This is a genomic window from Variovorax sp. RO1, from assembly GCF_002849325.1.
Classification (GTDB): domain Bacteria; phylum Pseudomonadota; class Gammaproteobacteria; order Burkholderiales; family Burkholderiaceae_C; genus Variovorax.
The window spans coordinates 402,524-419,209 of record NZ_PKMT01000005.1; the positions used below are offsets into that span (position 1 = coordinate 402,524).

Below are 16,686 nucleotides of genomic sequence, written 5' to 3' on the forward strand. Positions count from 1 at the left end.
GCTAAATGGCTGGTTCTGGCCGACTGTAGCCGGTCGCGCTGCTGTCGCGAAGGGCCCTTTGCAGACCTCCGATGACTCGAACAATGCACTGCGCAATGTCCGACATGGAGCCGGCCGCAAGTAGGCGCCTGCAAGCGATTGCAAGTTGACCGCGGGCGCGTCAGAATGAAATCGGAGGTGCGCCATGATCGATGCAACGCTTCCGCAGCTTGCCGGCGGACTGTTTCTCAGCGACGGCGGGCTTGAGACGACGCTTGTCTTTTTGGATGGCGTGGACTTGCCGCACTTCGCGGCGTTCGTCCTGCTTCGGGACTACGCGGGGCGCGAGCGGCTCCAACGCTACTACCGGACCTATCTCGAACTGTGCGCCAGTACCCCTGGCGCCGGCTTCGTGCTGGAGACACCCACTTGGCGGGCAAACCCGGACTGGGGTCACCTGCTGGGGTATGACTCGTCGGCGCTCGAACGAGCCAACATCGACGCCGCGCGTCTGGTAAGTGGCCTTCGGGATGAATGGCGTTCCCGATTGACCGGTCCGGTGGTCCTGAGCGGCATCATTGGACCGCGCGGCGACGGCTACATGGCCGATGAGCCGAGCAGCGCGGCTGATGCGGCGGCCTATCACCTACCGCAAGCCGCGGCGTTGAAAAAGGGCAGCGTCGACATGCTGACAGCGGTGACGATGACCACCAGCGCCGAGGCCATCGGCATCGCTCAATCCGCTAAGGCGGTCGGCTTGCCGGTCGCAATTTCGTTCACGGTCGAGACTGATGGCCGTCTACCCAACGGGGAGCCGTTGCGAGAAGCGATGGAGCGAGTCGATGCAGATACGGCGCCAGCGTACTTTGCCGTGAACTGCGCTCATCCGAGCCACTTCGAGGCGTGCTTCGCCGACGGCGGAGCCTGGACCACTCGAATTCGAGGGATTCGTGCGAATGCGTCGACGCGCAGCCATGCCGAGTTGGATGTCGCGACCGAGTTGGACATCGGTGACCCAGCCGATTTGGGTGAGTGCTACCGAAGGCTGCGCGCACCACTGCCGGCGCTCAATGTGCTGGGCGGCTGCTGCGGTACTGACGATCGGCATCTGCGCGCGATCCGCGACGCATGGGTACGAGACCGCGTGACATAGCAAATCTCGCGCAGCATCTCGCTGTCAGTGCAGTAGGGCTGTCACATAGAAGAAGCGGTCGTTCGCGAAGGACTCCTACTGGCCGAATGTAGCCGCCGGGGCGGCAAGGATCACGACTTGCATCGCCATGGTCGAACTCGGCAAGGGACAGCCTCGTCAAGACGACGCGGGCCGGGGCCCGCCCATCTGCCAAAGTCAGTTCGTCGCGAAGCAGTACATCAGCCCAGCGCTGCCGCTCATTTTGAGTTGGTCGACGCTGCAGCCGCGCGTACCGTGCGAAGAGTTCCACGAAGCATTGGCTACTGGATCGGGATTGGTACCCTTGTGGTCGTGGTGACCCACGATGGCGGAGCCGCCGTCGCCTTTGGTCCAATTGCCGCATGTGGTGTCCTTACCCGGATCGGCCACGGCCAAAGTGCCGTCAGGGCGCGAGCCGGTGAGGATGTCGTGGCGGTTGACTGGATCGCCGAAGCCGGAGACAACCTCGCCCTTCTCGGTCAGCGAGGTGTCCTTGCCGAGCTTGGCGTTGGCGCTGTGCAGGTCGGCCACGCCGGTGGCGACGACCACTCCCTTGGCATTGGTCCAAGGACCAGTGCCGATCCGGTCGCGCGCATTGACAGCCGGCTGCCCGTTCGCGGCGGCGGTGCTCAGATAAGCGTGCCAGGTTTTGTTTCTCGCCCCCGCACTCGTGGCCAGCGACTGGCAGAAGCGGTCGGCTCCGGCCAAGCCTCCCAGGTCGCCGCCCTTGCCGGGGTTGACGCTGGTGATGAAGAAGCTCATGGAGTTGCCGCCCGATGAACCCATGGCACCGCAACCAATGATCAGTACGGTGGCTGCGACGGCAGCGCCAGCGGAAAGAAGTAAGCGACTGGGCATCGGGAGACTCCTGGCAGTGTTGGAGCCGGGAGGCTACCGCACCGTCGTGTCGGCGGCAACCCAAGCCCGCCCCATGCGGCGACCGCAACGCACCATCATCGCGGCGGAAGGACGGCTGCTTTTGGCCGCGCGCAGACCGTCGTCAGTCGGCACCCAAAATCCAACGTTGGCGTTAACCGACAAACAACCGCACAGCAGCTATTTGTCTGGTTGAACGACTTGTGAGCCCTTGCTCAAACTTCATATGCATAGGTGCAGCTGAGCTCAGCCCCTTTCAGAGCCGATTTAAAGGGTTCAGGCGCATCCTTGAGGACGGCGCCAAAGCTGGCGTTGAGCTTGCCGCCACCCATGCTGCCTTTGTACTTGATGCTCTTGGGCTTGGCTTGAAGCTGGAGCCTGTTGGAGCCGGACAGCGCAGCCTCTACCCTGTAGATGCCACGACGGAAATCAGTGGACTCAGAGGTCTCTGCCTGTGGTGAAGCCAAGCGGATGGTTTGCCCGCGGTAGGAGAGTTTCAGATCGACCTCAACAATGGAGGCGGGCACATCACCCACCAAGGTGAGTGCCTGCCCCGCGTGACTCCCGGTGCAGTTCAGTTGCGCCGTATTTGCACCTGCGATGGCCTGACCCGAGAGGGCGAACAACGACACGAGGGTGCAGAGAGGCAAGGTTTTTCTCATAGGGCTTCCATGTGACTCATGCAATGTATGACGCACGACCTGAGAGACAAGCTGAGCAGCGCGGAACTTCCGGTCACGGCCTCCTCCACAAGAACGTTTCTGATCATAGGCTGAGCGATTCGCCGCTGCGTTTTTCAGCTCCGCAGCCCGCAGACCCGCCGCTAACCGCCGGCCTCAGGCGCTCCACTCCGCGCCCTCTCGCTCGCCTGAAACAACTTCCCCGCCTTGCGCGCCAGTTCTGCCGCCAGCCACAGCAGGTTGTCCAGTTGCCGGGGCCCTTCGCCGCTGCACCAGTCGATGTCTTCCCCGTGGCAGACCCACAGCAGGGCTTCGAGTTGGGCGAGTGTGTTTTCGAGGAGATTCGCCGGGTCTTCGTGGGCGTTTCCGGCGGGGGATACCGGCGTGCGAGGCCGGGCTATAGTCTTGGTAGCCATTTTTGTGCGGTCCTTTCGAGGGTGTTGCACGTCTTTGGTTAGACGGCTGGGATGCTACTAACACCCCGGCCGTCGCCTTTTGATACCTCGCATTTGCATCGCTGCTTTCGCACCGACGACCTGCCGCGAGGCAAGCAGCCTTCCAACATTTCAATGGCTGTGTGTGTGGCGTCTTCCGAGTCCCCTTGGTGGGGTTTTGAGTGGCAGGGGCAGCTACTTTAGAGAAGAGCCTTGCGCCGTGCCGATTTCGTGCGGCACGAAGTCTCGAAGCGCGCCAACAAATGCAGCTTCCGCCGTGCGCCCTGCCGATCCGCAGCCGCACTCAACACGCTCACGTCGATGGGGTGCCTTGCGCAGCGAAATCAAGGAGGAGGGGCGAAGCCCCGGGGGACATTCGCGGAGCAAGGCTCCCCGTCGGCGGGAGCGTCGCCCTGAAGGACTTTTACGGCATGCCCCGTGCCAGCAAATGATCGACCAACCGACGCTGCGGAAAACTCAATGCCTCCTGCCGCGTGCACAGGTACATCCGACGTGAAGCCCACGCATCGGTGAGGTTGATGAAGCGCAGCTTCATCTCCTTGCGGTAAGTCACCGCTGCCCCCTCGGGCAGGATGCCCACGCCCATGCCCGCTTCGATCATCCGGCACACGGCCTCGAAGCTCTTCACGCGCACACGCAGCCGCAGCACCTTGCGCGCGCTCATCGCGGCGTCTTCCATGGTGCGGGAGATGGCGGAGTCGTCTTCGAGCCCCACGAAATCGAAGTCGAGCAGTTCTTCGAACGACACCTCGCGCCCGCGCCACGGATGCTTCTGGCGCACGATGGCCACGAGCCGGTCGGTGCGGTACGGAATGAAGTGCAGCGCCGGGTCGACCGCCTCGCTGGTGATCACGCCCACGTCGGCCTGGCGGTCGCGGATGGCCTGCACGATGTAGACGCTGCGGTGCTCTTCCACGCTCACACGAATCTCGGGGTAGCGCAGCCGAAAGCTCGCCACGTCGTCGGGCAGGAACTGGCCCATCGCCGACGCGTTGGCGTGCAGCCGCACGCGGCCGGTGGCGCCCTGCGCGTAGTCGGACAGGTCGGCGCGCATACGGTCCACGTCGCGCAGGATCTGGCGCGCATGCATGGCCAGCGACTCGCCCGCGCCCGTGGGCGTCACGCCCTTCGAGGTGCGGTTGAGCAGCCCCACGCCGAGCTGGCTCTCGAGGATGGCCAGGCGCCGGCTGGCGGCCGACAGCACCATGTGGCTCTCGGCGGCCGCCTTCGACAGGCTGCCGTGCTCAATGGCGCGCAGGAACAGCGCCAGCGAATCCAGGTCGGGTCTCATCAGGTCCTCGGTCGATCGGGCGGACATTGTCGGGCCTGCGCGCTGGCGCCTGCATGACCGAAGGCCTTTCGGCGAATCGACGGTGGCGGCGATGGTTCTTCCGGAATGCGGGTTTCTCCCTCGAAACGAAGAAGCACTTTCGGCTCGCGGTGCGAAAGAATCGTCGCTGTCTCGGCGGCAACCCCGGCGAGACGTTTCGCGGGCCGGCCCTCTACCGGGGCCACGCCCGCATCCCACGAGTCCTACCCGGAGTCTTTTCTCTCATGGCATCCCACGAACTCGCCAGCGTTGCGCTGGACGACAAATACACGGCCACCGAAGGCCGGATCTACCTGAGCGGCATCCAGGCGCTGGTGCGCCTCATGCTCGTGCAGAAATGGCGCGACCAGCAGGCCGGCCTGAACACCGCGGGCTTCGTCTCGGGCTACCGCGGCTCGCCGCTCGGCGGCCTGGACGAAGCGCTGTGGAAAGCCCAGCCGCAGCTCGAAGCCAACGCCGTCAAGTTCCTGCCCGGCGTGAACGAAGAGCTGGCCGCCACCGCCGTGTGGGGCACGCAGCAGGTGCACCTGACCGGCGAGAGCGCGGTCGATGGCGTGTTTGCGATGTGGTACGGCAAGGCGCCCGGCGTGGACCGCTGCGGCGACGTGTTCAAGCACATGAGCCACGCGGGCACCTCGCCGAAGGGCGGCATCCTGCTGGTGGCGGGCGACGACCATGGCGCGTCTTCCTCTACGCTGCCCAACCAGAGCGACCACCTGTTCGCCGCGTCGATGATCCCCATGCTCTACCCGCAGAGCGTGGAGGAATACATCGAGCTGGGCTTGCACGGCTTTGCGATGTCGCGCTTTGCCGGCCTGCCCGTCGGCTTCAAGGCGCTGGCCGACACGGTGGAGTCGTCGGGCTCCATTGCCGCCGGCGCGCTCGACGTGCACACGCGCCTGCCGAAGGACTTCGTGTTTCCGCCCGGCGGCGTGCATGCGCGGCTGTCGACCGACACGCTCGGCGTGCAGGCGCGCAAGCAGGAGGCGCTGATGCAGGACTACAAGATCTACGCCGCCATCGCCTACGCGCGCGAGAACCGCCTGAACCGCGTGACCATCGATTCGCCGCAGGCCCGGCTGGGCATCGTGGCCTCGGGCAAGTCGTACCGCGACGTGCTCGAAGCGCTCGAAGAACTGGGCATTGACGCCGACGAGGCCGCGCGCATCGGCATCCGCCTGTTCAAGGTGTCGATGCCCTGGCCGTTGGAGCCCGACTCGATCCGCGAGTTTGCCGACGGGCTCGAAGAGATTCTGGTGGTCGAAGAGAAGCGCCAGATCGTCGAGTACCAGCTCAAGGAGCACCTGTACAACTGGCGCGAGAACGTGCGCCCGCGCGTGATCGGCAAGTTCGACGAACAGGGCGAATGGGGCGCGCACCCGCGCGGCCAGTGGCTGCTGCCGGCCACCGCCGACTTCTCGGTGGCGCAGATCGCGCGCGTCATTGCCGGGCGCGTGGCGCGCTTTCACACGAGCGACCGCATCCGCATGCGGCTGGCGATTCTCGATGCGAAAGACGTGGTGCTCGGCAAGGCCGTGGCCACGCCCTCGCGCCCGGCCTGGTACTGCGCGGGCTGCCCGCACAACACCTCGACCAAGGTGCCCGAAGGCAGCCTCGCGCTCGCAGGCATCGGCTGCCACGTGATGGCCACGGCGATCTACCCCGAGCACAACCGCACCACCACGCACATGGGCGGCGAAGGCGCGCCGTGGCTCGGGCAGGCGTGGTTCTCGAAGCGCAAGCATGTGTTCGCGAACCTCGGCGACGGCACCTACTACCACTCGGGTTCGCTCGCCATTCGCGCGGCCGTGGCGGCGGGCGTGAACATCACCTACAAGATCCTCTACAACGACGCGGTCGCGATGACGGGCGGCCAGCCGGTCGACGGGCCGATCACCGTGCCGCGCATCGCACACCAGGTGGCGGCCGAAGGCGTGAAGCGCCTCGCGCTGGTGGCCGAAGACCCGACGCGCTGGGCCGACCGCAGCCTGCTGCCGCCCGAGCGCGACGGTTTGTTTTCGCTGAGCGTGCACCACCGCGACGACATGGACGCAGTGCAGCGCGAGCTGCGCGGCTTCGAGGGCGTGTCGGTGCTGATCTACGACCAGGTGTGTGCGGCCGAGAAGCGCCGTCGCCGCAAGAAGGGCGAGTTTCCGCAAGCCGCGCGGCGCGTGTTCATCAACGACGCCGTGTGCGAAGGTTGCGGCGACTGTGGTGAGCAGTCGAACTGCACCGCCCTCCTGCCCAAGCAAACCGACCTGGGCCTGAAGCGCAGCGTGGACCAGAGCGCATGCAATGCCGATGAGTCGTGCATCAAGGGCTTTTGCCCGAGCTTCGTGACGGTCGAAGGCGTGAAGCCGCGCAAGCACGCACCCGTGGCCGTGAAGGCCGCCGAAGAACCTGCTCTGCCCGCGCCGGTGCCGCTCGCGCTGGACGGCATGCACAACATCCTGATAACCGGCATCGGCGGCACGGGCGTGATCACCATCGGCGCGCTGATCGGCATGGCGGCGCACCTCGAGGGCAAGGGCGTGAGCGTGCTCGACATGACGGGCATGTCGCAGAAGAACGGCTCGGTCACGTCGCACGTGCGCATTGCGCGCGACGCGGCGCAGCTGAAGGCGCAGCGCATTCCCACCGGCGAGGCCGACCTGATCCTGGGCTGCGACATGCTCACGGCCGGCGCACCCGACGCCATCGCGCGCATGCGGCCGGGCCGCACCTACGCGCTGGTCAACACCTTCGAGCAGCCGACCGGGCACTTCGCGCAGCAGCCCGACTGGGAGTTTCCGGCCGCGCAGGTGCGTGCGCTCATCGAGGAATCGGTCGAAGGCCGCGCCGACTTCATCGACGCGACGCAGCTGGCCACGCGCCTCATGGGCGACGCCATTGCCGCCAACCTGTTCCTGCTGGGCTTCGCGTTCCAGAAGGGGTTTGTTCCGCTGTCGGCCGAAGCGCTCGACAAGGCCATCGAGATCAACGGCGTGGCCGTGAAGGCCAACCAGGCCGCGTTCCGCTGGGGCCGCAAGGCCGCGCTCGACCTCGCTGCCGTCACGCGCCAGGCCGCACCGGCGCAGGTGGTGTCGCTGCAGAAGCCGCAAAGCTTCGGGGCGCTGGTGGCGGACCGCACCGCGTTCCTCACGGCGTACCAGAACGCCGCCTACGCACGCGGCTACGCGGACCTCGTCGAACGCGTGCGCGACGCCGAGCAACGCACGCGCGGCAGCACCGTGCTGGCCAAGGCCGTCGCCTCGGGCCTCTTCAAGCTCATGGCCTACAAGGACGAGTACGAGGTGGCGCGCCTGTACGCCGACCCGCGCTTCCTGGAGAAGCTCGGCGAGCAGTTCGAAGGCAAGCCGGTGCTGCGCTTTCACCTGGCACCGCCGGTGCTGGGCCGTCGCGACGCCGAAGGCCGCGCGGTGAAGACCAGCTTCGGCCCGTGGATGCTCGGCGCCTTCCGCGTGCTCGCGAAGCTGCGCGGCCTGCGCGGCACGGCGCTCGATCCGTTCGGCCGCACCGCCGAGCGCCGCATGGAGCGCCAGCTGGTTGCCGACTACCGCGCGATGGTCGACGACCTGCTCGCACGCTTCGAGCGCATCGACTTCGACACGGCGCTGTCGCTGGCGCGCCTGCCGGAACAGATCCGCGGCTTTGGGCATGTGAAGGAAGAGAGCATCGTGTCGGCGCGCGTGCGGTGGGAGATGCTGCGTGGGCAGCTCGATACCGGGGCGCCTGCGCGTGCGGTTCGGGCGGAGCCTATGGCCGCTTGACCGATGGGGCGGCCGCCCGCTACAGCAAGCCTCTGGCAGAGGCTTTCAGCGTGGCGGCCGCGCGGGTCGAGCAACCGAGCTTGCGGAACACACGTTCGACATGCGTGCGCACCGTGCTCGCGCTGATGTTCAACGCACGCGCGACCTGCTTCGTGTTGTCGCCCTGGCTGATGCAGCGCAGCACGTCCAGCTCGCGCTGGGACAGCGACGCGTCGTCCTGTGCAGGCACCACGGGCTTCACAGGCACGCCCGAGAGCGCGCAGGTGAGGAGCGCGGCGACGACCTTTTTGTCGAAGCGACCGGCCTCGGCGTCTGCCTGCATGCGATCGCGCGCCTGCACGTCAGTCAGTTCGGGTCGCCACGGACGGCGGGTGCGGTGCGACACCCACTGCTCGGCCGCCGCGACGACCTGCCCTTCGAGCGGCATCGACGCACCGGAGCGGCCACGGAAGTAGCCCGAGCCATCGCGCCGCTCGAAGGCGAACGAGGCAATTTCTGCTTCTGCCGCGAGACCGTCGATCTGCCCTGCCGCGCGGGACGTCCAGTAAGGCACGAGCCGCAGGCGCTCCATCGACGCGGCCGGCAGCGGCTCGGGCGCATTCCAGATGGCATTGGGAACCGCGGCCCGGCCGATGCCGTGGATCAGGCCGGCCCTGTAGATGCGATGGCGCAACGCGTCGTTCATTCCCAGTTGGGCGCTGCAGTCGCGCGCCAGCTTGGCCACGCGCCGCGAGTAGCCCGTCATCCAGGGCAGCTTGAGGTCGCTCACGTCGCCGACGAGTTCCAGCCCGACGCGCTGGCGCATGGACGCCGACCCGTCTGCGGCATCGGTCCACGGCGGGGCAGGCGCATCCAACTGCTTCATCCACGCCGCGGCGTGCGGTGCGCAGGCGTCGACCAGGAAGCCGGGGTAGAGGCTGTCGGCGCGTCCCCGCGTGAGCGTGAGGGCTTCGTCGAGCCCATAGAGCCGGTTGAAGATTTCGAGATCGCTCGCGAGGGCCACGACATAGGTCGCAAGGGGCACGCCGTCGCCCTGCAGCAGGCCGGGGACGCCGCTGCCATCGAACGCTTCGAAGATGGCACGCAGGGCGGCCTCGGCATCGAGCCCCAGGCCGAGCATGTTCGCGATGTCGCCGGCAATCTCGCAATGGATGTTGGCCATCTCCACCACGGCCCCTGGGATGGCCGCGCGGTTGGGCTGACGCATGCGCGGCTGCGACGAGGCGAGAAGGGCTCGCCGGCCCAGCACGTCGTCTTCGAGGAAGTCTGCGAACTCCTGCGCGTTGGCCGTACAACCCGACCAGCGCAGCAGCGCCACGTGTTGCGCGACCTCGACCTGCGCCGCGTTGCAGCCGGCCTGCGTCGCGATCATTCCCGCCAGCCAGGCGGTGCGCAGGGAATGGTCGATGGGCTGGCCCATGCTGAGGTCGCCGATGAAGGCAAGCGCGCGGGCCGCGTCGAAAGCGGTGAGGGTGGAGTCTTCGGGCATGGGATCGCGGGGGCGGGTGCACAGCATCGCACAGCCGTCGGATCGGCGCCTGTCGGTCATTCGACCGATACCGCGGGCGGCGGGAACGCAGAAGAATCGTTGCAACCGCCTCGTTCGAGGCGCGCCCTCTCCTCTTACCCATCTCCGCCATGTCCGACATCATCCAACCTCACCTGCAGCCAGCCGCCTGGCTGCGCAAGCTCTACTTCACCCGTGCGGCCTTTTCCTTCGTGTGGGTCGCGCTGGCCTTCACCGTCGCCAAGCAGTCGCCTGTGCTGACGACGATCCTGCTGGTCATCTATCCGGCGTGGGACGCGCTGGCGAACCTGGTGGACGCCCGGATGACCGGTGGCACCGAAGCCAACCCGACCCAGATGCTGAACACGTGGATCAGCGCGCTGGTCACCGCTGCCGTCGCGGGCTCGCTGGTTCTCGGGCTTCAGATCGGCCTGGTCATCTTCGGGGTCTGGGCCATCGTGTCGGGCCTTCTGCAGCTGGCGACGGCCCTTCGCCGCCGAAAGAGCCACCGGGGGCAGTGGGTGATGATGCTGAGCGGCGCGCAGTCTGCGCTGGCCGGCGGCTTCTTCGTTGCTCAGCAAGGCACCGGTGCGCCGGTCCTGCAGACGCTCGCAGGCTATGCAGCGGTGGGCGCCGTGTACTTCCTGATCTCCGGGCTCGTGATCCTGTTTCGCAAGCCGAATGGAGGGGCCGTGAACTCGCGCCCCGCCACGCCTACAGCATCTTCCACTTCTTCCGGTCGATGACGCGGCGGCGCGTGTCCATGTGCAGCTGCGACAGCTCGATGGTCACCTGGTCCTTCGTGATGTCGACGAGCCCCCAGTTGCATTGCAGCGCGCCGATGGTGACGGCCGTGCGCAACGCAGCGCCGGACGAGGTGGCCTCGAACAGGCTCCAGGCGCCGGCGGGCCACGGCACGGCGAAGCGGTTCTCGTGGACGTCGCCGCTCAGGATGAGGATGCGGCGCGTCTCCGCGAGCTTGAGGATGGCGGCGTGCTCGGCCTCGCAATCCATCCAGGTCTCGCCGTGGCGGGCTTCGAAGGTAAGGCCGCTGGCGATGAGGTGCACCGTCTTGTCGTCCGAGTTCTTGATGGCCGTCGTCAGTTTTTTCATCTGCGCGCTGCCAAGCACGGCCTTCTCGCCGCCCTTGGTCTTGTAGCTGCGACCGTCGGTGAGGTGCAGCATCACCGCGCCATCCGGGTCGCCGGCGTTGCTCAGCATGAGGGTTCGGTAGCCGGGTTCGGGAACGCCCAGGTTCCAGCCATCGGCGGGCTTGGGAAAGGTCTTCGGGTCGTGTGAATCCAGCGCGTCGCGATAGGCCTGGAACGCCGCACGGGTCGGGTCCAGCAGATGCCGGTACGAAGGCTGCCCCTCGATTTGCGCACCACAGGCGCCGTTCCACAGAAAGTCGTGGTCGTCCCAGATCGGATGAATGCGCAAGCCCGTGTCGCGCACCAGCTTGGCGAACTCCTTCTGGTTGAGCTGGTCGCGCAGCCGGCCGAAGGCATGCAGCGCGAAGTCATGAGCGCCCATCCCCTTGATCGCGCCCATGTCGGAACCGTCCGCGTCGTAGTAGGCCGAGTCGCCCAGCAGCACCAGGTGCGTGGCGCCCGAGGCGCCGACCTGGGTCCAGACAGGCTGTTGTTTGAAGCTCTGGGCACTGAAGCAGGAAGTAAAGGCGATCTTCATCAGGGGCTCTCCTCGTTGTGGGTGGCGGATGCTAGGAGCCGCCCCGAAACGCCGCCTCCCCCATCCATGGGAGCCTCATGCCGCGGGCTGGAAGCGCGCGGCGCGCGCCTCCTGAACGCCGCGCCCCTGGTCTCCCGTCGCCCTGCGTCTGGCGAGGCCTGCGAAATACGCGATTGGCCGACTGCGCCGGCGCCTGAAATTCGCTAGGCTTTGCTGGCGAGCGATTCCATCGAGCGCGGAGACCACGCGATGAGCCACGGCGCATCTCTTCGTCTGCATGTGCCGGAGCCCACCGGGCGGCCGGGGCATGAAACCGACTTTTCCTACCTGCATCTGTCGCGTGCCGGCGAGGTGCGAAAACCTCCCATCGACGCATCGCCGGCCGACACCAGCGACCTGGCCTACACGCTGGTGCGCGTTCTCGACGACGAAGGCCGCGCCGTCGGCCCGTGGGCACCCGACGCCGACCCCGAACTGCTGCGCCGCGGCCTGCGCGCGATGATGAAGACGCGCGCCTTCGACGCCCGCATGCTGATCGCGCAACGGCAGAAGAAGATCTCGTTCTACATCCAGTGTCTCGGCGAGGAGGCCATCGCCACCGGACACGCGCTGGTGCTGCAGCAGGGCGACATGTGCTTTCCCACCTACCGCCAGCAAGGCCTGCTGCTGGCGCGCGACGATGTGACGCTGGTGGAATTGATCTGCGAGCTGATGTCCAACGAGCGCGACCCGCTCAAGGGGCGGCAGCTGCCGGTGTGCTACTCGATGAAGCGGGCCGGCTTCTTCTCGATCTCGGGCAACCTGGCCACGCAGTTCATCCAGGCGGTGGGCTGGGGCATGGCCTCGGCGATCAAGGGCGACACGCGCATCGCCTCGGGCTGGATCGGCGACGGCGCCACCGCCGAGTCCGACTTCCACACGGCGCTGACTTTCGCGCACGTGTACCGCGCGCCGGTGATCCTCAACGTGGTCAACAACCAGTGGGCGATCTCCACCTTCCAGGCCATCGCGGGCGGCGAGGCCACCACCTTCGCGGCGCGCGGCGTCGGCTGCGGCATCGCCTCGCTGCGCGTCGACGGCAACGACTTCCTCGCGGTGCTGGCGGCCTCGCGCTGGGCGGCCGAGCGCGCCCGCAGCAACCTGGGGCCGACGCTGATCGAGTGGGTCACCTACCGCGCGGGCGCGCATTCGACCTCGGACGATCCGTCGAGGTACCGTCCGGCCGACGACTGGGCGCATTTCCCGCTGGGCGATCCGATTCCGCGCCTGGCGCAGCACCTGACGGCGATCGGCGCGTGGTCGCCGCAGGAGCACGACCAGACGCAGGCAGACCTGCAGGCGCAGGTGAACGCCGCAGTGAAGGAGGCCGAGCGCTTCGGCTCCATGGCCGACGGTCATGTCGCCGACGCCGCCACCCTGTTCGAGGACGTCTACAAGGACGTGCCCGAGCACCTGAAGCGGCAGCGCGAACAGCTGTCGTCGGAGGGACGACAGCCATGGCCTCGATGACCATGATCCAGGCCCTGCGCTCCGCCATGGACGTGATGCTCGCGCGCGACGACAACGTGATCATCTACGGCCAGGACGTGGGCTACTTCGGCGGCGTGTTCCACTGCACCGAAGGCCTGCAGGCCAAATACGGTCGCTCGCGCGTGTTCGATGCCCCGATCAACGAGGGCGGCATCGTCGGTTCTGCCATCGGCATGGGCGCCTACGGCTTGCGCCCGGTGGTGGAAGTGCAGTTTGCCGACTACGTCTATCCGGCCTACGACCAGATCGTGTCCGAGGCGGCGCGCCTGCGCTATCGCTCGGCGGGCGATTTCACCGCGCCGATCACCATCCGCATGCCCTGTGGCGGCGGCATCTACGGCGGCCAGACGCACAGCCAGAGCCCGGAGGCGCTGTTCACGCACGTCTGCGGGCTGCGCACGGTGATGCCCTCCAATCCGCGCGATGCCAAGGGCCTGCTGATCGCCTCCATCGAGAACGACGACCCCGTGGTCTTTCTCGAGCCCAAGCGGCTGTACAACGGCCCCTTCGACGGCCACCACGACCGGCCGCTGGTGTCCTGGTCGGCCCATCCGCTGGGCGAGGTGCCCGAGGGCTACTACACGGTGCCGCTGGAATCGGCCACCGTGTTCCGCCCCGGCACCGACCTGACGGTGATCACCTACGGCACCATGGTCTTCGTCTCGGAAGCGGCCGCGAAAGAAACCGGCATCGATGCCGAGATCATCGACCTGCGCAGCCTGTGGCCGCTGGACCTGCAGACGCTGGTCGCCTCGGTGAAGAAGACCGGCCGCTGCGTGATCGTGCACGAGGCCACGCGAACCAGCGGCTTCGGCGCCGAGCTGACGGCGCTGGTGCAGGAGCATTGCTTTCACCACCTGGAGGCGCCGATCCAGCGCGTGGCCGGCTGGGACACGCCCTATCCGCATGCGCAGGAGTGGGCCTACTTTCCGGGCCCGGCGCGCGTCGGCGCCGCCTTCCGGCGCGCCATGGAGAACTGAATGGCCACGCACACGATCAAGGTGCCGGACCTGGGCGAAGGCGTCGCCGAGGTGGAGCTGGTGGCGTGGCGCGTGCAGCCCGGCGACACGGTGGCCGAAGACCAGGTGCTGGCCGACGTGATGACCGACAAGGCCACGGTCGAGATTCCCTCGCCGGTCGCGGGCCGGGTGCTCACGCTCGGCGGCGAAGTGGGGCAACAGATCGCGGTGGGCGCAGAGCTGATCCGGATCGACGTGGAGGCCGGCGGCGAGACGCGAGCAGAAGCGCAAGCGCAGGTGCAGGCGGTACAGGCCGCGCCCGCAAGCGCGCAGGCGGCGCAGGTGCCGGCGCCAGCACCGGCCGAACGCGCGCACCCCTCCGCCGGCAAGCCGCTCGCCGCGCCCGCGGTGCGCCACCGGGCCACGGTCCTCGGCATCGATCTTCATCAGGTGCCGGGCAGCGCCGCGGACGGCCGCATCCTGCACGAGGACCTCGACGCCTGGCTGGTCCGCCGGCCCGATCCGCAGGCGCCGGATGCGGCGCGCTACACGGAACGCAACGACGAAGAGGCCGTGCCCGTGACCGGCGTGCGCCGCCGCATCGCGCAGCGCATGCAGGATGCGATGCGCCGCATCCCGCACTTCACCTACGTCGAGGAGGTCGACGTGACCGAGCTGGAGCTGCTGCGCGCGCAGATCAACGAACGCTGGGGCGGCGAGCGTGCGCACCTGACGCTGCTGCCGCTGCTGGTGCGTGCGCTCGTGCTGGCGGTGCCGCGCTTCCCGCAGATCAATGCCCGCTTCGACGACGAGGCGGGCGTGCTCACGCGCCACGGTGCGGTGCACGTCGGCATCGCGACCCAGACCGCGGCCGGCCTCATGGTGCCGGTGCTGCGCCACGCGGAAGCACGCGACCTCTGGTCCTGCGCAACCGAGATCGCGCGCCTGGCCGATGCCGCGCGCGCAGGCCGGGCCACGCGCGACGAACTGAGCGGCTCGACCCTCACCGTCACCAGCCTCGGCGCGCTGGGCGGCATCGCCTCCACGCCGATCATCAACGCGCCCGAGGTGGCGATCGTCGGCGTCAACCGCATCGTGCAGCGCCCAGTGATGCGGGACGGCGCGGTGGTCGCGCGCCGCCTGATGAACCTGTCCTCCTCCTTCGACCACCGCGTGGTCGACGGCCAGCTAGCGGCCGAGTTCGTGCAGGCCGTGCGGGCTTCGCTCGAATGCCCGGCCCTGCTTTTTATCGCGTAGCGGCAGGCCTCGAAGGCACGGCCTCGGGGAGCAGAAACGCCCCGGGAATACCCTCTGAACCCCCTGAAGTCTTCTTGCCTACAGTTCTTGTATGCAAGAAGAAGCGATCCTTGCATGCAAAACCTCGACACGACAACGACAGGAGATTTCCATGCCTCGCTTTGCCAAATCGCTCTTCGGACAGGTGGTCATCGCACTGGTGGTGGGCGTGCTCGTCGGCCTCTTTGCGCCCGAGTTCGCCGCCAAGCTCAAGCCGCTCGGTGACGGCTTCATCAAGCTGATCAAGATGATCATTCCCGTGCTGGTGTTCTGCGTGGTGGTGCATGGCATCGCCGGCGCGGGCGACCTCAAGCGCGTGGGCCGGGTCGGCGTGAAGGCGCTGATCTACTTCGAGGTGCTGACCACCATCGCGCTGGCGATGGGCCTGGTGCTGGCCTTCGTGTTCGAGCCGGGCGTGGGCATGAACGTCGACCCCAAGGCGCTCGACGCGAGCGCCATGAGCGCCTACGCCTCCAACGCCGACAAGCTCACGAGCGGCGGCACGGTCGAGTTTCTGATGAAGCTCATTCCCACCACGGTGGTGGCCGCCTTCGCCACCGGCGACGTGCTGCAGGTGCTGCTGTTCGCGGTGCTGTTCGGCTGCGCGCTCTCGCTGCTGGGCAACCGCGGCGCGCCGGTGGCGGCGGTGGTCGATGCGCTCTCGCTGGTGCTGTTCAAGATCATGGGGATCATCATCAAGCTGGCGCCGCTGGGCGTGCTGGGTGCCATCGCGTTCACGGTCGGCAAGTACGGCATCGGCTCGCTCAAGCAGCTGGGCATGCTGGTCGCCCTCTTCTACGGCGCGGTGCTGATCTTCGTGTTCGTGGTGCTGGGGCTGGTGATGCGCTTCTCGGGCTTCAGCCTGTGGAAGCTGCTGCGCTACCTGCGCGAAGAGCTGGCCATCGTGTTCGCCACCACCTCGTCGGACAGCGTGCTGCCGCAGATCATGGCCAAGCTGCGCCGCATGGGCATCCGCGACTCGACGGTGGGCCTGGTGATTCCGACGGGCTACTCGTTCAACCTCGACGCGTTCTCGATCTACATCACGCTGGCGGCCGTGTTCATTGCACAGGCCACCAACACGCCGATCTCGATGGCCGACCTGCTGACCATTCTGGCGATTGCGCTGGTCACTTCGAAGGGCGCGCATGGCGTGCCGGGCTCGGCCATCGTGGTGCTGGCCGCCACGCTGCACGCGATTCCGGCGATTCCCGCCATCGGCCTGGTGCTGGTGCTCTCGGTCGACTGGTTCATGGGCATCGCCCGCGCGCTGGGCAACCTGATCGGCAACTGCGTGGCCACCGTCGCCATCGCCGCATGGGAAGGCGACATCGACCGGGAGCGTGCGCATGCGGTGCTCGACGGCACCTACTCGCCCGACGACGAGCCTTTGGCTGAAGCGCCCGTGGTAAACACCGGCACCGCCGCTTCCACCGCTCACTGA

At 67.3% G+C, this 16,686-nt stretch carries 13 protein-coding genes; 7 read left to right on the forward strand and 6 right to left on the reverse strand.

Annotated elements, in window-relative coordinates:
- The first annotated feature begins 184 nt into the window (after positions 1-184).
- Complete coding sequence (locus CY658_RS24925) at positions 185-1,132, forward strand: homocysteine S-methyltransferase family protein (RefSeq protein WP_101492734.1); 948 nt, start codon at positions 185-187, stop codon at positions 1,130-1,132.
- 195 nt (positions 1,133-1,327) lie between these two features.
- Here the strand turns inward: CY658_RS24925 and CY658_RS24930 are convergent, their stop codons facing one another.
- The 4 genes from CY658_RS24930 to CY658_RS24945 form a co-directional block, all read right to left on the reverse strand.
- Entirely contained in the window at positions 1,328-2,008 is a 681-nt protein-coding gene (locus CY658_RS24930; protein WP_101492735.1) for a hypothetical protein, read from the reverse strand.
- Between the two features lie 233 nt (positions 2,009-2,241).
- Entirely contained in the window at positions 2,242-2,688 is a 447-nt protein-coding gene (locus CY658_RS24935) for a hypothetical protein (RefSeq protein WP_101492736.1), read from the reverse strand.
- Between the two features lie 161 nt (positions 2,689-2,849).
- Positions 2,850-3,122, reverse strand: a complete 273-nt coding sequence (locus tag CY658_RS24940; protein ID WP_101492737.1) for a hypothetical protein — start codon at positions 3,120-3,122, stop codon at positions 2,850-2,852.
- Between the two features lie 442 nt (positions 3,123-3,564).
- Complete coding sequence (locus CY658_RS24945; protein WP_062472076.1) at positions 3,565-4,452, reverse strand: LysR family transcriptional regulator; 888 nt, start codon at positions 4,450-4,452, stop codon at positions 3,565-3,567.
- Positions 4,453-4,715: 263 nt separating this feature from the next.
- On the opposite strand from CY658_RS24945, the gene CY658_RS24950 reads away from it, so the two are divergent.
- Positions 4,716-8,261 (forward strand): indolepyruvate ferredoxin oxidoreductase family protein, encoded by a 3,546-nt coding sequence (locus CY658_RS24950; RefSeq protein WP_257884988.1) that lies wholly within the window; start codon positions 4,716-4,718, stop codon positions 8,259-8,261.
- A 19-nt stretch (positions 8,262-8,280) separates the two neighbouring features.
- Here CY658_RS24950 and CY658_RS24955 read toward each other — a convergent pair whose 3' ends face one another.
- On the reverse strand, positions 8,281-9,750 hold the full coding sequence (locus tag CY658_RS24955) for an HD domain-containing phosphohydrolase (RefSeq protein WP_101492788.1): 1,470 nt from the start codon (positions 9,748-9,750) through the stop codon (positions 8,281-8,283).
- 149 nt (positions 9,751-9,899) lie between these two features.
- Here CY658_RS24955 and CY658_RS24960 point away from each other — a divergent pair, with 149 nt between their 5' ends.
- Positions 9,900-10,514: a DUF308 domain-containing protein gene (locus CY658_RS24960; protein ID WP_101492738.1), complete on the forward strand. Its 615-nt coding sequence runs from the start codon at positions 9,900-9,902 to the stop codon at positions 10,512-10,514.
- Here CY658_RS24960 and CY658_RS24965 read toward each other — a convergent pair.
- The gene (locus tag CY658_RS24965; RefSeq protein WP_101492739.1) at positions 10,483-11,457 is read right to left on the reverse strand and encodes a hypothetical protein; all 975 of its coding nucleotides are present in this window, start codon (positions 11,455-11,457) and stop codon (positions 10,483-10,485) included. The two genes, CY658_RS24960 and CY658_RS24965, sit on opposite strands and share 32 nt — an antisense overlap.
- A gap of 249 nt (positions 11,458-11,706) precedes the next feature.
- Here CY658_RS24965 and CY658_RS24970 point away from each other — a divergent pair, with 249 nt between their 5' ends.
- The 4 genes from CY658_RS24970 to CY658_RS24985 all read left to right on the forward strand — a co-directional run bounded on the left by CY658_RS24970 (position 11,707) and on the right by CY658_RS24985 (position 16,686).
- Positions 11,707-12,966 (forward strand): 3-methyl-2-oxobutanoate dehydrogenase (2-methylpropanoyl-transferring) subunit alpha, encoded by a 1,260-nt coding sequence (locus CY658_RS24970; protein ID WP_101492789.1) that lies wholly within the window; start codon positions 11,707-11,709, stop codon positions 12,964-12,966.
- Positions 12,954-13,967, forward strand: a complete 1,014-nt coding sequence (locus CY658_RS24975; RefSeq protein ID WP_101492740.1) for an alpha-ketoacid dehydrogenase subunit beta — start codon at positions 12,954-12,956, stop codon at positions 13,965-13,967. Before CY658_RS24970 ends, CY658_RS24975 begins: the two co-directional genes overlap by 13 nt.
- A complete protein-coding gene (locus CY658_RS24980; protein WP_101492741.1) occupies positions 13,968-15,203 on the forward strand; it encodes a dihydrolipoamide acetyltransferase family protein in 1,236 nt (411 codons plus the stop codon).
- Positions 15,204-15,354: 151 nt separating this feature from the next.
- A complete protein-coding gene (locus CY658_RS24985; RefSeq protein ID WP_101492742.1) occupies positions 15,355-16,686 on the forward strand; it encodes a C4-dicarboxylate transporter DctA in 1,332 nt (443 codons plus the stop codon).

Coding starts and splice junctions, on each gene's coding strand:
- CY658_RS24925 (WP_101492734.1), top strand. CDS start 185: ATGATCGATGCAACGCTTCCGCAGCTTGCCGGCGGACTGTTTCTCAGC.
- CY658_RS24930 (WP_101492735.1), bottom strand. CDS start 2,008: ATGCCCAGTCGCTTACTTCTTTCCGCTGGCGCTGCCGTCGCAGCCACC.
- CY658_RS24935 (WP_101492736.1), bottom strand. CDS start 2,688: ATGAGAAAAACCTTGCCTCTCTGCACCCTCGTGTCGTTGTTCGCCCTC.
- CY658_RS24940 (WP_101492737.1), bottom strand. CDS start 3,122: ATGGCTACCAAGACTATAGCCCGGCCTCGCACGCCGGTATCCCCCGCC.
- CY658_RS24945 (WP_062472076.1), bottom strand. CDS start 4,452: ATGAGACCCGACCTGGATTCGCTGGCGCTGTTCCTGCGCGCCATTGAG.
- CY658_RS24950 (WP_257884988.1), top strand. CDS start 4,716: ATGGCATCCCACGAACTCGCCAGCGTTGCGCTGGACGACAAATACACG.
- CY658_RS24955 (WP_101492788.1), bottom strand. CDS start 9,750: ATGCCCGAAGACTCCACCCTCACCGCTTTCGACGCGGCCCGCGCGCTT.
- CY658_RS24960 (WP_101492738.1), top strand. CDS start 9,900: ATGTCCGACATCATCCAACCTCACCTGCAGCCAGCCGCCTGGCTGCGC.
- CY658_RS24965 (WP_101492739.1), bottom strand. CDS start 11,457: ATGAAGATCGCCTTTACTTCCTGCTTCAGTGCCCAGAGCTTCAAACAA.
- CY658_RS24970 (WP_101492789.1), top strand. CDS start 11,707: ATGAGCCACGGCGCATCTCTTCGTCTGCATGTGCCGGAGCCCACCGGG.
- CY658_RS24975 (WP_101492740.1), top strand. CDS start 12,954: ATGGCCTCGATGACCATGATCCAGGCCCTGCGCTCCGCCATGGACGTG.
- CY658_RS24980 (WP_101492741.1), top strand. CDS start 13,968: ATGGCCACGCACACGATCAAGGTGCCGGACCTGGGCGAAGGCGTCGCC.
- CY658_RS24985 (WP_101492742.1), top strand. CDS start 15,355: ATGCCTCGCTTTGCCAAATCGCTCTTCGGACAGGTGGTCATCGCACTG.